Origin of the sequence: Cellulosimicrobium sp. NPDC057862, from assembly GCF_042797035.1 — a bacterium.
Lineage (GTDB): Bacteria > Actinomycetota > Actinomycetes > Actinomycetales > Cellulomonadaceae > Cellulosimicrobium.
The window spans coordinates 287,698-307,136 of record NZ_JBHVMH010000004.1 but is presented as its reverse complement, the minus strand read 5'-3'; the positions used below and the strand labels follow the sequence as shown (position 1 = coordinate 307,136).

11 protein-coding genes and 1 other RNA gene are annotated in these 19,439 nt (G+C 74.4%); 7 read left to right on the top strand and 5 right to left on the bottom strand.

The annotated features are described in order from the left end of the window. Positions 1 to 65 precede the first annotated feature (65 nt). Together recQ and ACFVN3_RS08470 are read right to left on the bottom strand one after the other, a co-directional pair. Positions 66 to 1,895, bottom strand: coding sequence for a DNA helicase RecQ (gene recQ / locus ACFVN3_RS08475; protein WP_378232327.1), 1,830 nt, complete (start codon positions 1,893 to 1,895; stop codon positions 66 to 68). 85 nt (positions 1,896 to 1,980) lie between these two features. Further along, positions 1,981 to 4,059 carry a HelD family protein gene (locus tag ACFVN3_RS08470; protein WP_378232325.1) on the bottom strand — a complete coding sequence of 693 codons (2,079 nt, stop codon included), beginning with the start codon at positions 4,057 to 4,059 and terminating at the stop codon, positions 1,981 to 1,983. A 118-nt stretch (positions 4,060 to 4,177) separates the two neighbouring features. On the opposite strand from ACFVN3_RS08470, the gene rnpB reads away from it, so the two are divergent. The 5 genes from rnpB to ACFVN3_RS08445 all read left to right on the top strand — a co-directional run bounded on the left by rnpB (position 4,178) and on the right by ACFVN3_RS08445 (position 15,559). Then, positions 4,178 to 4,591, top strand: an RNA gene (gene rnpB / locus ACFVN3_RS08465) — RNase P RNA component class A. A 95-nt stretch (positions 4,592 to 4,686) separates the two neighbouring features. Next, entirely contained in the window at positions 4,687 to 11,076 is a 6,390-nt protein-coding gene (locus tag ACFVN3_RS08460) for a hypothetical protein (RefSeq protein WP_378232324.1), read from the top strand. 111 nt (positions 11,077 to 11,187) lie between these two features. After that, positions 11,188 to 12,006 carry a bifunctional hydroxymethylpyrimidine kinase/phosphomethylpyrimidine kinase gene (gene thiD, locus ACFVN3_RS08455; protein ID WP_378232322.1) on the top strand — a complete coding sequence of 273 codons (819 nt, stop codon included), beginning with the start codon at positions 11,188 to 11,190 and terminating at the stop codon, positions 12,004 to 12,006. 237 nt (positions 12,007 to 12,243) lie between these two features. Continuing rightward, a complete protein-coding gene (locus tag ACFVN3_RS08450) occupies positions 12,244 to 14,865 on the top strand; it encodes a phosphoenolpyruvate carboxylase (RefSeq protein ID WP_378232362.1) in 2,622 nt (873 codons plus the stop codon). A 328-nt stretch (positions 14,866 to 15,193) separates the two neighbouring features. Further along, complete coding sequence (locus ACFVN3_RS08445) at positions 15,194 to 15,559, top strand: STAS domain-containing protein (RefSeq protein ID WP_378232321.1); 366 nt, start codon at positions 15,194 to 15,196, stop codon at positions 15,557 to 15,559. 51 nt (positions 15,560 to 15,610) lie between these two features. Here the strand turns inward: ACFVN3_RS08445 and ppgK are convergent, their stop codons facing one another. Continuing rightward, complete coding sequence (gene ppgK / locus ACFVN3_RS08440; protein ID WP_378232320.1) at positions 15,611 to 16,408, bottom strand: polyphosphate--glucose phosphotransferase; 798 nt, start codon at positions 16,406 to 16,408, stop codon at positions 15,611 to 15,613. Beyond that, a complete protein-coding gene (map, locus tag ACFVN3_RS08435; RefSeq protein ID WP_378232319.1) occupies positions 16,405 to 17,316 on the bottom strand; it encodes a type I methionyl aminopeptidase in 912 nt (303 codons plus the stop codon). Before map ends, ppgK begins: the two co-directional genes overlap by 4 nt. Positions 17,317 to 17,385: 69 nt before the next feature. On the opposite strand from map, the gene ACFVN3_RS08430 reads away from it, so the two are divergent. Next, positions 17,386 to 17,607, top strand: a complete 222-nt coding sequence (locus ACFVN3_RS08430; protein WP_378232318.1) for an SPOR domain-containing protein — start codon at positions 17,386 to 17,388, stop codon at positions 17,605 to 17,607. Then, on the top strand, positions 17,604 to 18,521 hold the full coding sequence (locus ACFVN3_RS08425) for an N-acetylmuramoyl-L-alanine amidase (protein ID WP_378232317.1): 918 nt from the start codon (positions 17,604 to 17,606) through the stop codon (positions 18,519 to 18,521). Before ACFVN3_RS08430 ends, ACFVN3_RS08425 begins: the two co-directional genes overlap by 4 nt. A 32-nt stretch (positions 18,522 to 18,553) precedes the next feature. On the opposite strand, the gene panB is transcribed toward ACFVN3_RS08425, so the two are convergent. Next, on the bottom strand, positions 18,554 to 19,402 hold the full coding sequence (gene panB / locus ACFVN3_RS08420) for a 3-methyl-2-oxobutanoate hydroxymethyltransferase (RefSeq protein WP_047233947.1): 849 nt from the start codon (positions 19,400 to 19,402) through the stop codon (positions 18,554 to 18,556). Between the last annotated feature and the right edge of the window lie 37 nt (positions 19,403 to 19,439).

Here is a 19,439-nt window from a genome sequence, read left to right as displayed (position 1 = left end):
CCGACCCCAGAACCTCCCCGCGCCTCAGACGGCGGGGGACGGCCCCGTGCCCGGAGTGCGGCGACTCATCCCGCCTCGGCGACGACGGCCAGCACCGCGTCGCCGTACCGGGCGAGCTTGTTCTCGCCGACGCCGCTCACGAGCGCGAGCCCGTCGAGCGAGCCCGGCCGGGCGGTCGCGATCCCGCGGAGCGTCGCATCCCCGAACACGATGTACGCGGGCACGCCCTGGGTCTTCGCCTCGCTCGCCCGCCAGGCGCGCAGCGCCTCGAAGAGCGGGACGTCGGCCTCGGCCAGCTCAGCGGTGGCGGCCCCCTTCCGTGCCTTGGGCGCACGCACCGGACGAGCCGGCTCGTGCCGCATCCGGACCTCGCGCCGCTGCGCCAGGACCTCCCCGCTCCCCGCGGTGAGCACGAGCGTCCCGTGCACCCCCTCGACGGTGAGCAGCCCCTGGGCGAGCAGCTGGCGCACCACGGCCCGCCACTCGTTCTCGGCCAGGTCCTTCCCGACCCCGAACACCGACAGCTCCTGGTGCCGGAAGCGTCGGACCTTCTCCGTGTCCCGGCCGAGGAGGATGTCGACGACCTGCCCGACGCCGAAGCTCTGCCCGCGCTCGCGATCCAGACGGAACACCGTCGAGAGCACCTTCTGCGCGGCGACCGTCCCGTCCCAGGCCTCGGGCGGGGCCTGGCACGTGTCGCACGACCCGCAGCCCCCCGGGTGCTCCTGCCCGAAGTAGGCGAGGAGCTGGGCGCGGCGACACTCGACGGTCTCGCAGAGGGCGAGCATCGCGTTCAGGTGCTGGCCCAGGTTGCGCCGGTGCGCGGCGTCGCCGTCGGACGTCTCGATGAGCTTGCGCTGCTGCACGACGTCGGCGAGGCCGTAGGCCAGCCAGGCGGTGGACGGGAGCCCGTCACGACCGGCGCGCCCCGTCTCCTGGTAGTACCCCTCGACCGACTTGGGCAGGTCGAGGTGCGCGACGAACCGGACGTCGGGCTTGTCGATGCCCATGCCGAAGGCGATCGTCGCGACCATGACGAGGCCGTCCTCGCGCAGGAACCGGGACTGGTTCGCGGCGCGCACCGACGCGGGCAGCCCTGCGTGGTAGGGCAGCGCCTCGATCCCGTTCTCGACGAGCGTCGCGGCGGTCTTCTCCACCGACGCGCGCGAGAGGCAGTAGACGATCCCCGCGTCCCCGGCGTGCTCGGTGCGCAGCAGGTCGAGCAGCTGCTTCTCCGGCCGGTCCTTGGGCACGATCCGGTAGGTGATGTTGGGCCGGTCGAAGCTGGAGACGAAGTGTCGCGCGCCCTCGAGGTCGAGGCGCTGGGCGATCTCCGCCCGGGTAGCCGCTGTCGCCGTCGCCGTCAGCGCGATGCGCGGGACGAATGGCCAGCGCTGGTGCAGCACCGACAGCTCGAGGTAGTCGGGCCGGAAGTCGTGCCCCCACTGGGACACGCAGTGCGCCTCGTCGATCGCGAAGAGCGCGATCTGCGTCCGGTCGAGCAGGTCGAGGGTGGCGCGGCTCCGCAGGCCCTCCGGTGCCACGTAGAGCAGGTCGAGCTCACCCGCCACGAGCGCGCGCTCCACGGCGCGGCGGTCCTCGAAGGACAAGGTGGAGTTGAGGAACGCCGCGCGGACGCCGAGCGCCGCGAGGGCGTCCACCTGGTCCTGCATGAGGGCGATGAGGGGCGACACCACGACGCCGGTCCCCGCGCGGACCAGGGCGGGGATCTGGTAGCACAGGGACTTGCCCCCGCCGGTGGGCATGAGCACCAGGGCGTCGCCACCACCGACGACCGTGTCGATGATGGCCGCCTGCTCGCCCCGGAACGAGTCGTACCCGAAGACCCGCCGGAGCACGTCGAGCGCCGGGTCGGTCGCAGTCGCTGTGGCCACCCGGGCACCCTACCGACGATGACCGACACCTCGGTCCCGGCGCATCAACTCTGTGCGCCGAAACTCTGTGCGCCGAGGCGCCCCGTCACGGACGGTGGAGCTCGGCGGGCAGGTCGTCGTGGTGGCGGACGGCGAGGGACGTCACCGCGCGGGTCAGGCAGACGTACAGCCGCCTCAGGCCCGTGACCCGGTCGTGCTCGCCCTGGACGACGCCCTCCGGGTCGTCCAGCACGACGTGGTCGAACTCCAGCCCCTTCGCGAGCGACGCGGGCACGAGGTCGAGGCGCGCGTCGAACTCGACCGTGCCCGCGACGTCCGTCGCCTCGCCGACGACCGCGAACGGGAGGCCGGCGTGGGCCAGCGCCCTGCGCGCGGCCTCCGCGCCGCCGTCGGGCACGATGAGCCCGACCGACCCCTCCCGGGCGAGCGCCGTGCGGACCAGGTCCAGAAGCGGCCCCGTGGTGAGGACGAGCTCGCCCCGCGCCCGGCGGACGGCGACGGGCGGAGCGAGGTCCGGCGCGATCGAGGGCAGCAGGCGGGCCGCGTACTCGATGACGTCACCGGGGACGCGGAAGCCGGCGGTGAGCTGCTCCACGTGGCCGTCGGGCTTGCCGAGGTGCGTCAGCGCGTCGTTCCACGAGGAGACGCCCCACGGCGTCGTCGCCTGGGCCAGGTCGCCCAGCACCGTCAGGGAGCCGGTGCGCGCCCGGCGTCCGAGCGCACGCAGCATCATCGGCGACAGGTCCTGCGCCTCGTCCACCACGACGTGCGCGACCGACGCGCCGCGCGTCAGCAGGTCCGCGACCTCGTCGAGCAGGACGAGGTCGGCCAGGGTCCAGCGGGCCGTGCCCGGCGTCCGCGAAGGTCGAGCAGGGCGCAGCAGCTCCTGCTCGGCGGCCGTGAGGACGCCGTCGGCGCTCGCGGCGAGGAACGCGGGGTCGACGAGGAGCCGGTGCAGCAGCGCCGTCGGCGTGACCTTCGGCCACACCGCGGCGGTGTAGTCCCGGACCGGGCGCGTGCGCGCGAGCGCGTCCCAGGCCCGCTCGTCGAGCGCCTCGCCGGACTCCTCGATCTGCACGAGGATCCGGTGCGCGAGCGCGTGGCGCAGGTGGTCGCGACCGGCGTCGAAGCGCGGCTCCCGGCCGACCACCTGCGCCACGGACTCGCGTGCCTCGTGCGCGGCGACGCGCCAGCGGCGCGCACCGCGTGGCAGCACCAGGGCCTCGGACGGCTCGACGAGGTGCGACCACACGGCGCGTCGGAGCACCTCGGCCATCCGTCCGTCTCCCTTGAGCCGGGCGACGTCCGCGGGCTCCGTCCCGCGCAGGCGGCCGTGCGCCGTGACGATCTCCTCGACGGTGGTCTGGGTCGCGTCGACCTCGCCGAGGGCGGGCAGGACGTCGCGGATGTACCGCAGGAAGCTCGCGTTGGGCCCCACGACGGTCATGCCGGCGCGGCTCACCCGCTCCCGGTGGGAATACAGCAGGTACGCGGCGCGGTGCAGCCCGACGGCGGTCTTGCCGGTGCCGGGCGCGCCTTGCACGACGACGGTCCGGTCGAGCCCGCTGCGCACGATGACGTCCTGCTCGGGCTGGATGGTGGCGACGATGTCGCGCATCGGCCCGGTACGGGGCCGCTCGATCTCGGCCTCGAGGATCGCGGAGGACTCCGCGCCGGGCCCCGGGGCGGTCAGCGCCTCGTCCTCGAAGCCCGTGAGGGCGCCGCGCTGGAAGCCGTAGCGGCGGCGGACGGCGACCCCAATCGGCTCGGTGCGCGTGGCGCGGTAGAAGGGCGTGCTCATCGGGGCGCGCCAGTCGACGACGAGCGGGTCGCCCTCGGGGTCGGAGACATGGCGGCGGCCGATGTGGAAGACCTCGGCGGGCTCGTGGCCGGTGCCGTCGAGGTCGATGCGTCCGAAGAAGAGCGGGACCTCGGGGTCGTCGGCGAGCTGGGCGAGCCGACGGGCGAGCGCCGCCTCGAGGTACTCGGCGCTGACCCGGTCTCCCGCGAGCGCGTCGAGCGACCCCGCCCGCTCGCGCATGCGGGCGAGCTGCCTGCGGGCGTCGGCGAGGAACTCCTGCTCCCGGGCGAGCTCGGCCGACGTGTCGGTGGCGGGTGCCGCGATCGGGGCGTCGGGGGCGGACGGTTCGGCGGTGGCGGGCACGACAGACCTCCGGGAGCAGGCTTCGAGGGGGGCGGGCCATCCTACGGGCCATGACCCGCCGGCGGGCCGGTCGCTGGTCCGCCGAGCCGCCCGGGAGCGGTAGCCTTGCTGGCGCGGACGAGTCGGTCGGACGGTCGCGTCGGGAGGCCTCGTGCCTCCCGCCGAGGAACGTCCGGGCTCCGAAGGGCAAGGTGGTGGGTAACGCCCACCCGGGGTGACCCGCGGGACAGTGCCACAGAGAACAGACCGCCGCGTCAGGAAGGGCTTCGGCCCTGCCCGGCGCGGTAAGGGTGAAACGGTGGTGTAAGAGACCACCAGCGGGCCGGGTGACCGGCCCGGCTCGGTAAACCCCACCTGGAGCAAGGTCAGACAGACTGTGTTGGAGGGCGGCCCGCCCGATTCTCCACGGAGAAGCACAGTCGGGTAGACCGCTCGAGCCCTGCGGCGACGCAGGGCCTAGATGGATGACCGTCGCCCGCGCGAGGGTGACCTCGCGCGGGAACAGAACCCGGCGTACAGACCGGCTCGTCCGCCCTCGAACCTCGCCTGACCCATCCCGCCGTGCAGAGCCTCGTGACCGTGCGTAACGTCGCGCGTAGACCCATGACTCCTCGAGCGGAGAACGAGATGGGACGACGCACAGCCGCGCCGGACCGCCGTCGGTCGGTCGTCGCGACGGCGCTGCTGTGGTGCCTGGTGGCCGTCCTCCTGGTGGTCCCGTCCGCGCCGAGCGCGATCGCCGCGCCCACGGTTCCCTTCGCGGCGAAGTTCGCGACCAACGCCAACGGGGCCGTCGTGACGGTCGGGAACAACCTGCTGACGTGCGCGCCCTCGGCGTCGTGCACGCGCGCCCGCGCCGGTGCGGCCGCGGACAACAACGGGTTCACGATGGTGGCGCTCGACGCGGACGCGGACGCGTCCACCGGCAGCTCCTCGATGTCTCGGCTCGATCTCCCGACGGGGTCGACCGTGCTCTGGGCGGGGCTGTACTGGGGCGCGCGGCTCCAGGCAGGTGCCGGCGGCCAGGGCGGCTCCGCCGCTCAGATCAACCAGATGAGGCTGCGGGTCCCGGGGGCGGCCTCGTACCAGACCGTCGCGGCGAGCACCGCGGCGCGCGACCTGTTCGGACCGAACCCCGCCAGCTACAACGCCTACCAGCGCTTCGCGGACGTGACGACGCTCGTGCAGCGGTCGGGCGGCGGGGAGTACTGGGGTGCGGACGTGGAGGCGGCCACGGGGCAGGACCGCTACGCGGGCTGGGCTCTCACGGTCGTCTACTCGGCCCCCGGCCTGCCGCTGCGGAACCTCACCGTGTTCGACGGGTTCAACGCGGTGGGCTCGGGCAGCCCGCAGGACGTCACGGTCTCGGGGTTCCTCGCACCGGAGGCGGGGACGGTCGACGCGCAGCTCACGATGGTCGCCTACGAGGGCGACCTCGCCCAGACCGGCGACTACACGCGGCTGGGCAGCACGCAGCTCGCCACCGCGCTCTCCCCGGGCTCGAACTTCTTCGACAGCGCCAACGGGTCCAACGGTCAGTCGGTGCAGACGCGCAGCCCGGCCGACCGCAACATGCTGGGCTTCGACATCAAGAACCTCGGCGCCTCGGGGGCCATCCCCAACGGGGCGACGAGCGCCCGCTTCACCTTCTCCAGCAACGGCGACGTCTACTACCCGGGCGTTCTCGGGATGGCGATCAACCTCTACGCGCCGGAGTTCACGGCGTCGTCCAAGACCGTGACGAACCTCGCGGGGAACGACCCCGCCCGGCCGGGGGACACCCTCCAGTACACGCTCAACTACGCCAACACCGGACAGGACCCGGCGATCGACGTGGTCTCCGAGGACGTGCTCCCCCCGGGCACGACCTTCGTGCCTGGGTCGCTCGCCCTGGTCCCCTTCCCGGGCGCCACGCCCGTGCCGCTGACCGCCGGGCCGGGAGACGACGTCGGCGAGGTGGACGGGCGCACCGTCCGGGTCCGCCTGGGCGCCGGCGCCTCGGCGACCGGCGGCGGGACCATGGCGTGCTCCGGCGCCGGGTGCACCGACGACGGCACCTCGCGCGCGGCATACACGTTCCAGGTCACGCTCGACGACGCGGCCGGGGGCACCACGGTCACGAACCTCGCCGAGCTCGGCTACCGGACGGCGACGACGGGCATCGCGGCGACGTACACGACCAACCCGGCGGTCACGGAGGTCACCACGCGCGCCGACGTGGCGGTGACCAAGGACGTGTCGCCCGATCCCGCGTCCGCGGGCGGCGAGGTCGTCAGCACGGTCATGGTCACCAACGCCGGCCCCAACCCGGCCCTGAGCACGGAGCTGCGCGACCCCGCGCCGCCGGGCACGACCGTCGAGAGCGTCGACGCCCCGCCCGGGGTGTCGTGCACGCAGGAGGTGGTGTGCTCGGTCGGCCGGCTCGACCCTGGGGCGTCGGTCGTCGTCGTGGTCCACGGGCGCACCCCGCCGGACAGCGCGCAGCCGAGCGTGACGAACGTCGCCATCGTGAGCACGACGTCCTTCGATCCCGACCTCACGGACAACACCGCGGCGGACACCGCGCCGCTCCTGCGGGCGGCCGACCTCGCGGTCGTCAAGTCCGCGGCGCCGGCGTCCGCGCCACCGGGCAGCACCGTCACCTCGACGCTCTCGGTGACGAACCAGGGCCCGTCGGACGCGCAGGACGTCGTCCTGACCGACGCCGTGGACGACCCGGGCCAGCTCGCCCTGACGGACGTGACGGCGACGACCGGGGGAGCGGAGTGCGCGCCCGTGCAGGCAGGGGGTGTGCGCTGCACGGTCACTGCACTGCCCGCGGGCGCCACGGCGACGGTGACCGTCACGGGCGTGCTCGCCGCGACGCTCGAGGGCGGGGTCGTCGTCGGGAACTCGGCGACCGTGACGGCCGGCACCGCGGACCCCGACGCGAGCGACAACAGCGCGACGGCGCGGGTCACCACGAGCGACCCGCAGGCGGACGTGCGGCTCAGCAAGTCCGGCCCGCCGGGGGTGGTGGCGGGGTCGACGATCACGTACGCCGTCGTGGCGAACAACTGGGGGCCGTCGGTCGCGCGCGGCACCGTGGTGACCGACGTGGTCCCGGCCGGCGTCACGGTGACCTCGGCTGTCACCGACCGCGGGACGTGCACCGTCCAGCCGGACGCCCCCGCGCCGGGGCGCCAGACGGTCTCCTGCGAGCTCGGCGACCTGCCCGCGGCCTCGGGCGGCGGGACGCAGCCAGGCGCCACCGCGACGGTCACCGTCACGGGCACCGTCGACCCGGCGTTCACGGGCACCGCGCTGACGAACGGTGCGACCGTCCGGACCACCACGACGGACCCCGAGCCGGGCAACGACACCGCCACCGCGACGACCCCGGTGTCGCGCAGCCTCGACCTGTCCGTGTCCAAACGGGCCAACCGGACCTCCCTGCCCGGTGCGGCACCCCGGCCGGTGGACTACACGATCACCGTGCGCAACGCCGGGCCCTCCGCAGCGCGCGACGTCACCGTGACCGACCTCGTGCCGCTCGCCCTGCGCTTCGACGCCGTCACCACCGACGCCGGGACGTGCGACACCTCCCAGGTCGCGACGGCGCAGCCGGGCGACCCGGACCACGGGCTCCTCACGTGCACCCTGCCGGGCCCGATCCCCGTTGGCGGGACCGCGACAGTGACGGTGAGCACGACCGCCGAGGAGATCCTCGAAGGCGGGCCCGACGTCACCGAGACGGTCACCGTGTCCGCTCCCAGCGAGAGCCCGACCACGAACAACACCGCGACGTGGGTGTTGACCGGCGAGCCGTACATCGACCTCGGGATCACGAAGTCGGCTCCCGCCACGGTGACGGCGGGAGCCTCGGGCCTCTACACGCTCGCGGTCACCAACCACCCGCCCGACCCGGAGGAGGAGCAGCTCGTCGCGCCGGCGCCGACCGTGCGCGACACGCTGCCCGAGGGCGTCGGCTTCCTGGGCGCGAGCATCGCCGGCTCGTCTGAGGCCCCGGACTGCACGACCGCCGGCGACGTCGTCACGTGCGTGCTGCCCGACGACCTGGCACCGGACGAGACCGTGGTCCTCGAGATGTCCGTCTCCTTCGACCCGGGACTGGCGGCGGGGACGAGGCTCGTCAACTCGGCCGAGGTCGTCAGCCAGGAGACCAGCCCCGACCCCGTCCTCTCGAACAACACCGCCACGGCGGCCAGCACCGTCACGACCACGGCGGACGTCCTGGTGACGGACGCGGCCATCACTCCGACCGACCCCGGCAGCACGGGGCCCGGGTCGCGCCGGACCGTGACCTTTACGCTGCGCAACGACGGCCCGTCCGCGGCGCGTGACGTCGTGTTCCGGCAGGCGATCGACCTCGACGCCGCGGTCGTCGAGGGGTCGCTGCCGTCAGGGTGCTCGCTCGACAACGGCGAGCTCGTCTGCGCGGTCGGCGACCTCGCGCCGGGCCAGAGCGTCCCGGTCACCTTCGACGCCGTCGTGGCGGGGTACGAGGAGCCGGGCACGTACGAGGGGCGGACCCGCGTCTTCACGTCCACGCCGGAGACCGACCAGGACAACAACCTCGCGTCCGCGACGACGGACGTCACGCAGCAGCGCACGGACCTGCGGATCGCCAAGACCGCGGTCGGCACCTCGCCCAACCCCGCGGACGGGCACCCGTCGTTCGTGGCCGGGCGCCCGTTCACCTATCAGCTCACGGTGTCGTTGCCGGACGAAGCGGGTGGCGGGGTCGCGGACGCGACGGGCGTCCTGCTCACCGACCCGATGCCTGCCGGCTTCGTCGCCACCGCGGCGAGCACCACGAAGGGCACCTGCACCGTCTCGCCGGGCCGCGTGACGTGCCGGCTCGGCACGCTCGCCGCGTGGCCTGCGGCGAGCGCCCCGGTCGTCGTGACGGTCTCCGGGTTCGTGGACGTCAGCGCGGAGGGCGAGCAGGTGCCGAACGTCGCGACCGCGACGTCGGCCACACCGAACCTCGAGGGCGACCCGACGTCCGTGCAGGCCGCAGCGCCGGTCGACGTGGTGGAGCAGGCCGACCTCCGTCTCCTCAAGTCGGCCGACGCCGCCAGCGTCGACCCCGACGGCGTCCCGGTCTTCCCCGTCGGGGGATCCGTCGGGTTCACGCTCACCACGGTCAACGCCGGACCGTCCGACGTCGAGCAGGCCGTCGTCGACGACACCCTGCCAGCCGGCCTCCTGCTCGACCCGGCCGCGTCGCCCGGCTGCGCCGTCACCGGGACGGACGACCAGGGCCGCCAGCAGGTGCGGTGCACGGTCGGGGCGGTCGCGGTCGGCGGGTCCGTCGCGACGCGGCTCGTGGCCACGACGGTGTCGACCGACGTCGCCCGTGAGGTGGAGAACACGGCGACCGCGTCGTCCGGGGCGACGGACCCCGAGCCGGCGGACAACACGGCGACGGCCCTCGTGCGCCTCGTGCGCCTCGCGGACGTCGCCATCACCTCCGCGGTCAGCACCACGACCCCTGCCGCCGGCGGCCGGCTCACGTACACCGGCTTCACCCTCAACAACGGCCCGTCGTCTGCGTGGGACGTGACCGGCCTGACGACGTTCCCGCCCGGGCTCGTTCCCGTGAGCTGGGAGGTCCCGTTCAACACGTGCACGTGGAACCGTCCGCCACCGGCCGACCCGGAGACGACCCCGTGGGAGGACTTCTCCTACGTCCTCTCGTGCGCGGCCACGGACCCCTCGGCGCCGTTCGAGCCCGGAGTGGCCACGACGTCCGTCGTCGTCATGCAGATCCCCGGTGACGCGCCGGCGGGGGACTACCCCGCACGCAGCGTGGTCGAGACGCCGACGCCGGAGACCCGCCTCGACAACAACGCGACCGCCCAGACGGTCACCGTCCAGCACGTGTCCGACACCCGCGTCGTCAAGACCCTCGTCGAGCCGAACCCGATGCAGTCCGGGCGGCCGGCGACCTGGCGCCTCACCGTGACGAACGACGGCCCGTCCGTCGCCGAGAACGTCGTGGTCTCGGACAACGTCCCCGCCGGGATGTCGTACGTGTCGGCCGTGCGCGAGGCGGGCGGGGAGTGCCCGGCTCCCGAGCGGTACAGCACCGCGGACGGCGACACCGAGGAGATCGTGCGCTGCCCGCTCGAGACGCTGGACGTGGGCGAGTCCGCGTCGGTGCTCGTCACGTTCGGCGTCGACCCCGGCACGTCCGGGCAGGAGCTGTGCAACGCCGCGCTGGTCGGCTCCGGCTCGCTCGACCCGGCCGCTGCCGACAACGAGGACCAGGCGTGCGGGACGGTGACCGCGCCGCCGGCGACCGACGTCTCCGTGACGCTCTCCCCGCCGTCGGGGCAGGCGAGACCCGGCGAGCGCGTCGAGCTGGACGCGGTCGTGCGCAACGGCGGCCCGGCGGCCACGACCGGCACCGTGCTCACCCTCGAGGTGCCCGCAGGCCTGACCGACGTCGACGCGGTGCTCGTCGTGGGCTTCGACGGCTCGACCGCCGAGCTGCGCTGCACGCCGGGTGGCGTGACGACCCTCGCGGTCGCGGTCGCGGTGGCGACGGTCCTGACGTGCGTCGTCGGCGACCTCCCGCCGGGAGCCGCGGTGACGTACCGCCTCACGGGCACCGCGACGGGGAGCCCGGGCACGGACCTCGTCGTCACGGCGCGCGTCGCGCACGGCTCGCCCGACACGGTCCCGGAGAACGACGTCGCGTCCGCGGCGGTCCGCCTGCTCCTGGGCCCGACGACGGAGCCGCCCCCCGGTCCCGGCGTCCCGCCGGTGAGCCCCGGACTCTCGCCCGGCCCGCTCCCGCCCGCCGACCCGTCGTCCGCGGAGCCCCCGCACGGCCTCGCCGCGACCGGTGCCACGACCGCCGGTCTCGCGGCGCTCGCGGTCCTCCTGCTCGGCCTCGGGGCGCTGGCGGCGCGCGGGCGCCGGAGGCTCCGCGTGGTCGGGGCGCGCCCGGGCGACGTCGACCGGGGGACCGGCGGGACGCGCGTGAGGGCCGCGGCACGGCGGTAGGCTGTCGTGCCGCATCCGCCGCGGAGACCAGCCGGTCCGCCGGCTCGTCCGCCCGCCTCTCCCGGCACGACCGGGAGGACGGACCCCGTCCTACTCGTGCCGAGGAGCACCATGTCGCACCACGACTCGCACACGCCTCCGCTCGCCTACGTCATCGCCGGGTCCGAGGCGACCGGCGGCGCCGGCATCCAGGCGGACCTCAAGACGTTCCAGGAGCTGGGCGCGTACGGCGTCGGCACGCTCACGTGCATCGTCTCGTTCGACCCGGAGAACGACTGGGGCCACCGGTTCGTCCCCGTCGACCCGCAGGTCATCGCGGACCAGTTCGAGGCGGCGACGGTCACGCACGAGCCGTCGGTCGTGAAGATCGGCATGCTCGGCACGCCCGCGACGATCGACGTCGTGGCGGAGTCGCTGCGCTCGCGCACGTGGGAGCACGTCGTGCTCGACCCGGTGCTCATCTGCAAGGGCCAGGAGCCGGGCGCGGCGCTCGACACGGACACCGCGCTGCGCGCTCAGGTCCTCCCGCTCGCGACCGTCGTGACGCCCAACCTCTTCGAGACCCGCACGCTCGCGGGGGTCGAGTCGATCGAGACGGTCGAGGAGCTCGTCGAGGCGGCGCGCAAGGTCCAGGCGCTCGGCCCGCGCGCCGTCGTCGCGAAGGGCGGCGTCGAGCTGCCCGGCCCGGACGCGGTCGACGTGCTGGTCGACGGCGACGAGGTCCACGTGCTGCGCACGCCGAAGATCGGCGAGGAGCGCGTGAGCGGCGCGGGCTGCACGTTCGCCGCCGCGATCACCGCGGAGCTCGCCAAGGGCGCCTCGGTGCTCGACGCCGCGCGCGTCGCCAAGGACGTCGTCACCGCCTCGATCGAGGACCGCGTGGCGTCGAACGCGCCGTTCGACGCGGTCCGCGTCGGCGCGCGCCGCTGACGGCGGCCGGTCCGGGGGTCGCGGGCTGCGACTCCTCGTCGACCGGTGCTCGACCGACGATCACCCCTCGGACGCCTTCACGTCCCCTGACGGTCAAGGAATACTCTCGTCACCGTGAACGACCTCTCCCCTTCGGAACTGTCCCCGTCGCCGGGTGCTGCCGACGGCCCTGACCGGGCCGCCGCCGACGTCTCCGACGACACCGGGCACGCGGGGCGCGGCCTCGCCCGCCACGACGTGCCCGCCCCGCTGCGCGACGACGTCCGCCTGCTCGGCGGTCTGCTCGGCACCGTGCTCCGCGAGACGGGCGGCCAGGACCTGCTCGACGACGTCGAGCGCCTGCGCGAGCTGTCCATCCGCGCGTACGACGACCCGTCCGGCGCCGTGCTGGCCGAGGCGGAGACCCTCGTCGAGGGCCTCTCCATGGCCCGCGCCGAGCAGGTGGCCCGTGCCTTCACGTGCTACTTCCACCTCGCGAACCTCGCGGAGGAGTACCACCGCGTGCGCGTCCTGCGCGAGCGCGAGGCCGAGTTCGCGACCCGCGCGACGACGCCCGACGACTCCCTCCCGGAGGCCTTCGAGCAGCTCGTCGGTGAGGTGGGCCGCGAGGAGGCGCTGCGTCGTCTCCGCCGCCTCGAGTTCCGCCCGGTGCTCACGGCGCACCCGACCGAGGCCCGCCGTCGTGCGGTGTCCGGCGCGGTCCGCCGCATCGCGACGCTGCTCGACGAGCGGGACGCTCAGCGCCTCGGCGGCACGTCGCTCGCGGAGAACGAGCGCCGCCTGCTGGCCGAGATCGACACGATGTGGCGCACCGCCCCCATCCGCGAGCACAAGCCGTCCGTCCTCGACGAGGTGAAGACGGCGCTCGGTGTGTTCGACGCGACGATGTTCGACACGTTCCCGACCGTCTACCGCCGCCTCGACGACTGGCTGCTCGGCGACGAGGCGGGCCGCGAGGAGCCCCTCGTGCGGCCGTTCGTCAGCCTCGGCACGTGGATCGGCGGCGACCGCGACGGCAACCCGAACGTCACGGCCGAGGTCACGCGCCAGGCCGCCGCGATCGCGGCGGACCACGCGTTCGCCGCGCTCGAGCAGCAGACGCGCCTCGTGGGGCGCAAGCTCACGCTCGACCAGGACGGCACGCCGCCGTCGGACGGGCTGCGTGCCCTGTGGGAGCGGCAGCGCCGGCTCTCGGAGGCCGTCACGGTCGCCGCGTCCGAGGCGTCCCCGCGCGAGCCGCATCGCGCGGTGCTGCTCGTCGTCGCGGACCGCATCGCCGCGACGCGCGCCCGCAACGCGGACCTCGCGTACCCGTCCGCCGAGCAGCTCGAGTCCGACCTGCGCGTCGTCCAGGAGTCGCTCGTCGCGGCGGGCGCGCCGCGCGCGGCGTACGGCGACCTGCAGCAGCTCGTGTGGCAGGTGGAGACGTTCGGCTTCCACCTCGCCGAGCTCGAGGTGCGCCAGCACTCGCAGGTCCACGAGGGCGCGCTCGCCGAGATCGCGGAGAAGGGCCTGCACGGCGACCTCTCGGACCGCACGCGCGAGGTGCTCGACACGTTCCGCGCGCTCGGCGCGGTCCAGGAGCGGTACGGCATCCGTGCCGCGCGGCGCTACATCGTGTCGTTCACGCAGAAGCCCGAGCACCTCGCGGCGGTGTACGAGCTCGCGGAGCTCGCGTTCGAGGGCGCCGACGAGGCGCCGGTCGTCGACGCGATCCCGCTGTTCGAGACGTTCGCCGACCTCCGCGCGAGCGTCGACATCCTCGAGTCGATGCTCACGCTGCCCCAGGTGCAGCGCCGGCTCGCCGAGAACGGGCGCCGCGTCGAGGTCATGCTCGGCTACTCGGACTCGTCGAAGGACGTCGGCCCGGTCTCCGCGACGCTCGCCCTGCACGACGCGCAGAGCCGCATCGCGCAGTGGGCCGAGCGCCACGACATCACGCTCACGCTGTTCCACGGCCGCGGCGGCGCCCTCGGCCGCGGCGGCGGCCCGGCGAACCGTGCCGTGCTCGCCCAGCCCCCGGGCTCGGTCGACGGCCGGTTCAAGCTCACCGAGCAGGGCGAGGTCATCCTCGCGCGCTACGGCGACCCGACCATCGCGTCGCGCCACATCGAGCAGGTCGCCGCGGCGACCCTGCTCGCGTCGGCGCCGTCGACCGAGAAGCGCAACGCCGAGGCGACCGAGCGGTACCGCGACCTGGCGGCCGCGCTCGACGCGTCGTCGCGCCGCCGGTTCCACGAGCTCGTGCGCGCGGACGGCTTCCCGCAGTGGTTCGGTCAGGTGACGCCGCTCGAGGAGGTCGGCCTGCTGCCGATCGGCTCGCGACCGGCACGCCGTGGCCTGTCCGTCTCCTCGCTCGACGACCTGCGGGCCATCCCGTGGGTGTTCTCGTGGTCGCAGGCCCGCATCAACCTCGCCGGCTGGTACGGGCTCGGCACGGCGCTCAAGGAGTTCGGCGACCTCGAGCTGCTGCGCGAGGCGCACCGCGAGTGGCCCCTCTTCGCGACGCTCCTCGACAACGTCGAGATGTCGCTCGCCAAGACGGACGAGCGCATCGCGGAGCGCTACCTCGCGCTGGGCGAGCGCGACGACCTCGCGCAGGCGATCCTCGACGAGCTGCGCCTCACGCGCGAGCAGGTCCTCGCGGTCACGGAGAACGCGTGGCCGCTCGCCGGCCGCCGGGTCCTGGGCCGCGCGGTCCAGCTCCGCAGCCCGTACGTCGACGCGCTCTCGCTGCTCCAGGTGCGCGCCCTGCGCGGTCTGCGCTCCGGCGCGGAGGGTCCGGTCAAGGACGAGCTCCAGCACCTCCTGCTGCTCACCGTGAACGGCGTCGCTGCCGGCCTGCAGAACACGGGCTGACGCCCCGCGCCCCCGTCACGACGGCCGCCACGCCGACCCGGCACCGGGTCGCGTGGCGGCCGTCGCCGTCTGGACACCCGTCCAACTGTTGAATGAATCCTCAACGATCGCTTCGGGGAACGATGTCGAGACCGCCCTGGGTAAAGTCTTCGCCAGAGGCCTACCAGCCAGCGGCATCCGTGGGGTACGCTGGCGACGTCCGATCACGCCGGAGCCTTCTCGTCGCCCGATGACGTACGACAGCAGGCCTCGACCGATCGACAGCGTCAGGCAGGTGGCGCGTACTCGTCGGGGTGGGCGAGGCAGGGGCAGGACGAAGGGCGGGGCAGTGTTGGTGCAGGAGCTGGAGCGGAGCGACGTCGAGTCGGGAACGGGCGGCATCCGGCTGCTCGAGGAGCCCGAGGCGAGCGTCGTGGACATGTGGGGCGAGATCGACGTCGCCCTCCGCAGCGAGGCGAGCGCCGCGCTCGCGAACGCGCTCGAACGGGACGTCCCCGTGGTGATCGACACGTCCAAGGTGACGTTCATGGACTCCACGGGCATCGCGTTCCTCGTGCAGTTCTACACGATCGGCTCCGAGGAGGGGCTGTCCGTGACGCTGCGCAACCCGCCCACGGTCGTCACCGACGTCCTCGAGATGCTCGGCGTCATCGACATCTTCGGCACCGAGCGGCACGAGGTCACCACGAGCTGACCTCGCGTCGAGGTCCGACGGCGGGGCGGCCCCAGGGCGCGCCCGCGCCGGTCAGCGCGCGTCCGCCGCGAGCGACGCCGCGCCCACGATGCCGGCCGCGTTGCGGAGCCGGGCCGGGACGATCGGTGCCCGCAGGTGCAGCAGCGGCAGGAAGTGCTCGTGCTTCTTGCTCACGCCGCCGCCCACGACGATGAGGTCGGGCGAGAACAGGTCCTCCACGACACCGAAGTAGCGCTGCAGACGCTCGGCCCACTGCGCCCAGTCCAGGTCCTCGCGGTCCCGCGCGGCGTCCGAGGCGCGCGTCTCGGCGTCGTACCCGTCGATCTCGAGGTGCCCGAGCTCCGTGTTCGGGAGCAGGTGGCCGTCGACGACGATCGCGCTGCCGATCCCCGTGCCGAGCGTCGCGACGAGCACGACCCCGTCCGCCTCGCGGGCGGCGCCGTACCTGACCTCGCCGATCCCGGCGGCGTCGGCGTCGTTGACCGCGACGACGTGGCGCCCGGTCTCGCGCGCGACGAGCGCGGGCAGGTCGACGCCGGTCCACGACTGGTCGAGGTTTGCGATGAACCGCACGACGCCGTGCTGGAGCGGCGCGGGGAACGCGACGCCGATCGGCACGTCCGGAGGGAGGTCGTACTCGCCCACGAGCTCGGCGATCACCTCGGCGACGGCCTGCGGCGTCGACGGCTGCGGCGTCGGGATCCGGTGACGCTCCTGCGCGAACTCGCCGGTCGCGAGGTCGACGGGAGCACCCTTGATGCCGCTGCCGCCGACGTCGATGCCGAACGCGGTGCGGGGGCGGCCGGTCCGCGCCGGAGGCGCGGCGTGAGAGTCCTGGTGAGCGTTCATGGCAGTGTGAGGATCTCCGCTCCGTCGTCGGTCACCAGCAGCGTGTGCTCGAACTGCGCGGTCCGCGAGGCGTCCGCGGTGACTACCGTCCACCCGTCGTCCCACATCCGCCACTCGGACGTGCCGAGCGTGAGCATGGGCTCGATGGTGAAGACCATCCCGGGCTCGACGACGGTCGCGTGGTCGGGTGCGGCGTCGTAGTGCGGCACGACGAGGCCCGAGTGGAACGCGCGCCCGACGCCGTGCCCCGTGTACTCGCGCACGACCCCGTACCCGAACCGGGCGGCGTAGCGCTCGATGACGCGACCGACCACGTTGATCTGGCGGCCGGGGGCGACGGCCTTGATCCCGCGGGCGAGCGCCTCGCGCGTGCGCTCGACGAGGAGCGCGGACTCCTCGTCGACCTCGCCGACCGTGAAGGTGGCGTTCGTGTCGCCGTGCACGCCGCCGACGTACGCCGTGATGTCGACGTTGACGATGTCGCCCTCGACGAGCGCGGTCGAGTCGGGGATCCCGTGGCACACGACCTCGTTGAGCGACGTGCAGAGCGACTTGGGGAACCCGCGGTAGCCCAGGGTCGACGGGTACGCGCCGTGGTCGAGGAGGAACTCGTGCCCGACGCGGTCGAGCTCGTCGGTCGTCACGCCGGGAGCGACGTGCCGCCCGACCTCCACGAGCGCCTGCGCCGCGATCCGCGACGCGGCCCGGATCCGCTCGATCGTCTCCGTGTCGTTGACCTCGCTCCCGGTGAACGGCCGCGGGCCGGGCCGCCCGAGGTACTCGGGGCGCTCGATCGACGCCGGCACCGCGCGCACCGGTCCGACGACGCCCGGCACGAGCGGGCCGCGACGTCCCGGGGATGGGGGAGCGACGGCGTCGGGCGAGGTGGGGGACGGCGTGGGGCTCATGGCGGCCAGTCTACGAACGTGCGGGGGTCGTGGACGGCCGGGCGGGCCCAGATGGGGGAGGATCGGGTCATGAGCACCGGATCACGCTTCACCGATGATGGCGAGCCCGCGGCCGAGGACGGGTACTACTTCGACACCCGCACGGGCGAGGTGCACCGCGGCCCGAGCGGCTCGTGGTCGCACCGCATGGGTCCGTACCCGACCCGTGAGGCCGCGCAGAAGGCGCTGGAGACCGCGCGCGAGCGGTCGGACGCCTGGGACGAGGAAGACCGCCGCGAGCGCGGCGAGTGACCCACGCCCCTCCGCCCGGCCCGCGCCGGGTCTGGTCGGGGCGCCTCGGCCTGCTCCTCGCGGGGCTCGCCGTCGGCGCGCTGACCTTCCTCGTCGCGCTCCAGGTCCAGGCCGGGTCCGGGGGCGGCCCGACGACGCCCGCCCCGTCCGACGAGGCCGTCGCCTCGGCGCCCGAGCCGGAGGCGACGACGGCGTCCCCGGACCCCACCGTCACGGAGACCGGCCCGCCGCCCCCGCTCGCCGGCGTCACGGTCGCCGTCGACCCCGGGCACAACGGCGGCAACGGTGCGAACCCGCTCACCGTCAACGCGCCCGTCCCCGACGGGCGGGGCGACACCAAGGCGTGCAACACGGTGGGCGCGTCCACGGACGCGGGCTACCCCGAGCACGCGTTCACGTGGGACGTGAGCAGCCGCCTCGCGGAGGGCCTCACCGAGCTCGGCGCCGTCGTCGTGCTCACGCGCCCCGACGACGCGGGCGTGGGCCCGTGCGTCGACGCGCGCGGCCGCTTCCCCCAGGAGAACGACGCGGACGTCCTCGTCTCGATCCACGCCAACGGCACGGAGGACCGGAGCGCGCACGGGTTCTTCGCGATCGTCTCGGAGCCGCCCGTTCACGACACCCAGGGGGCGCCGAGCGTCGCGCTCGCCCACGAGCTCGTGGCGGCGCTGACCACGGCCGGGTTCGCGCCGTCGTCCTCGGTCGCCGCGGACGACGGCCCGATCCAACGCCGCGCCGACCTCGCGACCCTCAACCACGCCGAGCGGCCCGTGGTCATGCTCGAGCTGGGGGAGATGCGCAACCCCGACGAGGCCGCCGTCATGGAGTCCGAGGAGGGCCGCCAGCGCTACGCCGACGCCCTCGCCGCGGGGATCACGGCCTGGGTGGCCGACGGCGGCGCGGACGCCGGCTGACCGCCACCACGCCGCCCGGCAAGCCCGGGAGGTCAGCGCGCGAAGCTGTGCGCGTCGTCGGGGAACGTCCCGCCGCGCACGTCCGCGGCGTAGTCGGCCGCCGCCTGGCCGAGCGCCGCGCCGATCTCCGCGTACCGCTTGGCGAAGCGCGGCGACCAGTCGGTCATGCCGGCCATGTCCGTCCAGACGAGCACCTGGCCGTCGCACGCGGCGCCCGCGCCGATGCCGATCGTCGGGATGCGCAGGATCTCGGTGATCCGCGCGGCGACCTCGACCGGCACCATCTCCAGCACGACGGCGACGGCACCCGCCTCGGCCACCGCGAGCGCGTCCTCGCTGAGCCGCTCGGCCGCGTCGTCGCCCCGGCCCTGGACGCGCGGCCCGCCGAGCGCGTTCTCGGACTGCGGCGTGAAGCCGAGGTGCCCCACGACGGGGATGCCGGCGTCGGTCAGCGCACGGATCTGCGCGGCGATACGGCGTCCGCCCTCGAGCTTGACCGCGTTCACGCCGGTCTCCTTGAGGAACCGGACGCCCGTGGCGAGCGCCTGCTCCGCGCTCGCCTCGTACGACCCGAAGGGCAGGTCGACGACCGTGAACGCGCGGCGCGCGGCGCGTGCGACGGCGCGGGCCGGGGGGATCAGGTCGTCGACCGTGACCGGGAGCGTCGTGGCGTGCCCGTGCATCGTGTTGCCGATCGAGTCGCCGACCAGCAGCATGTCGATCCCGGCGTCGTCGAAGATGCGCGCGGTCACCGCGTCGTACGCAGTGAGCATCGTGATCTTCTCGCCGCGCGCCTTCGCCTCGGCGAGGTGGTGCACGCGGACGCGGCGCGGTCCCGTGCCCCCGGTCGTGGCGGGCTCGGGGGCGGTGTGAGCAGACATGACGGCCTTTCCTGGGTGCGGGGTACGGGTCGGGCGG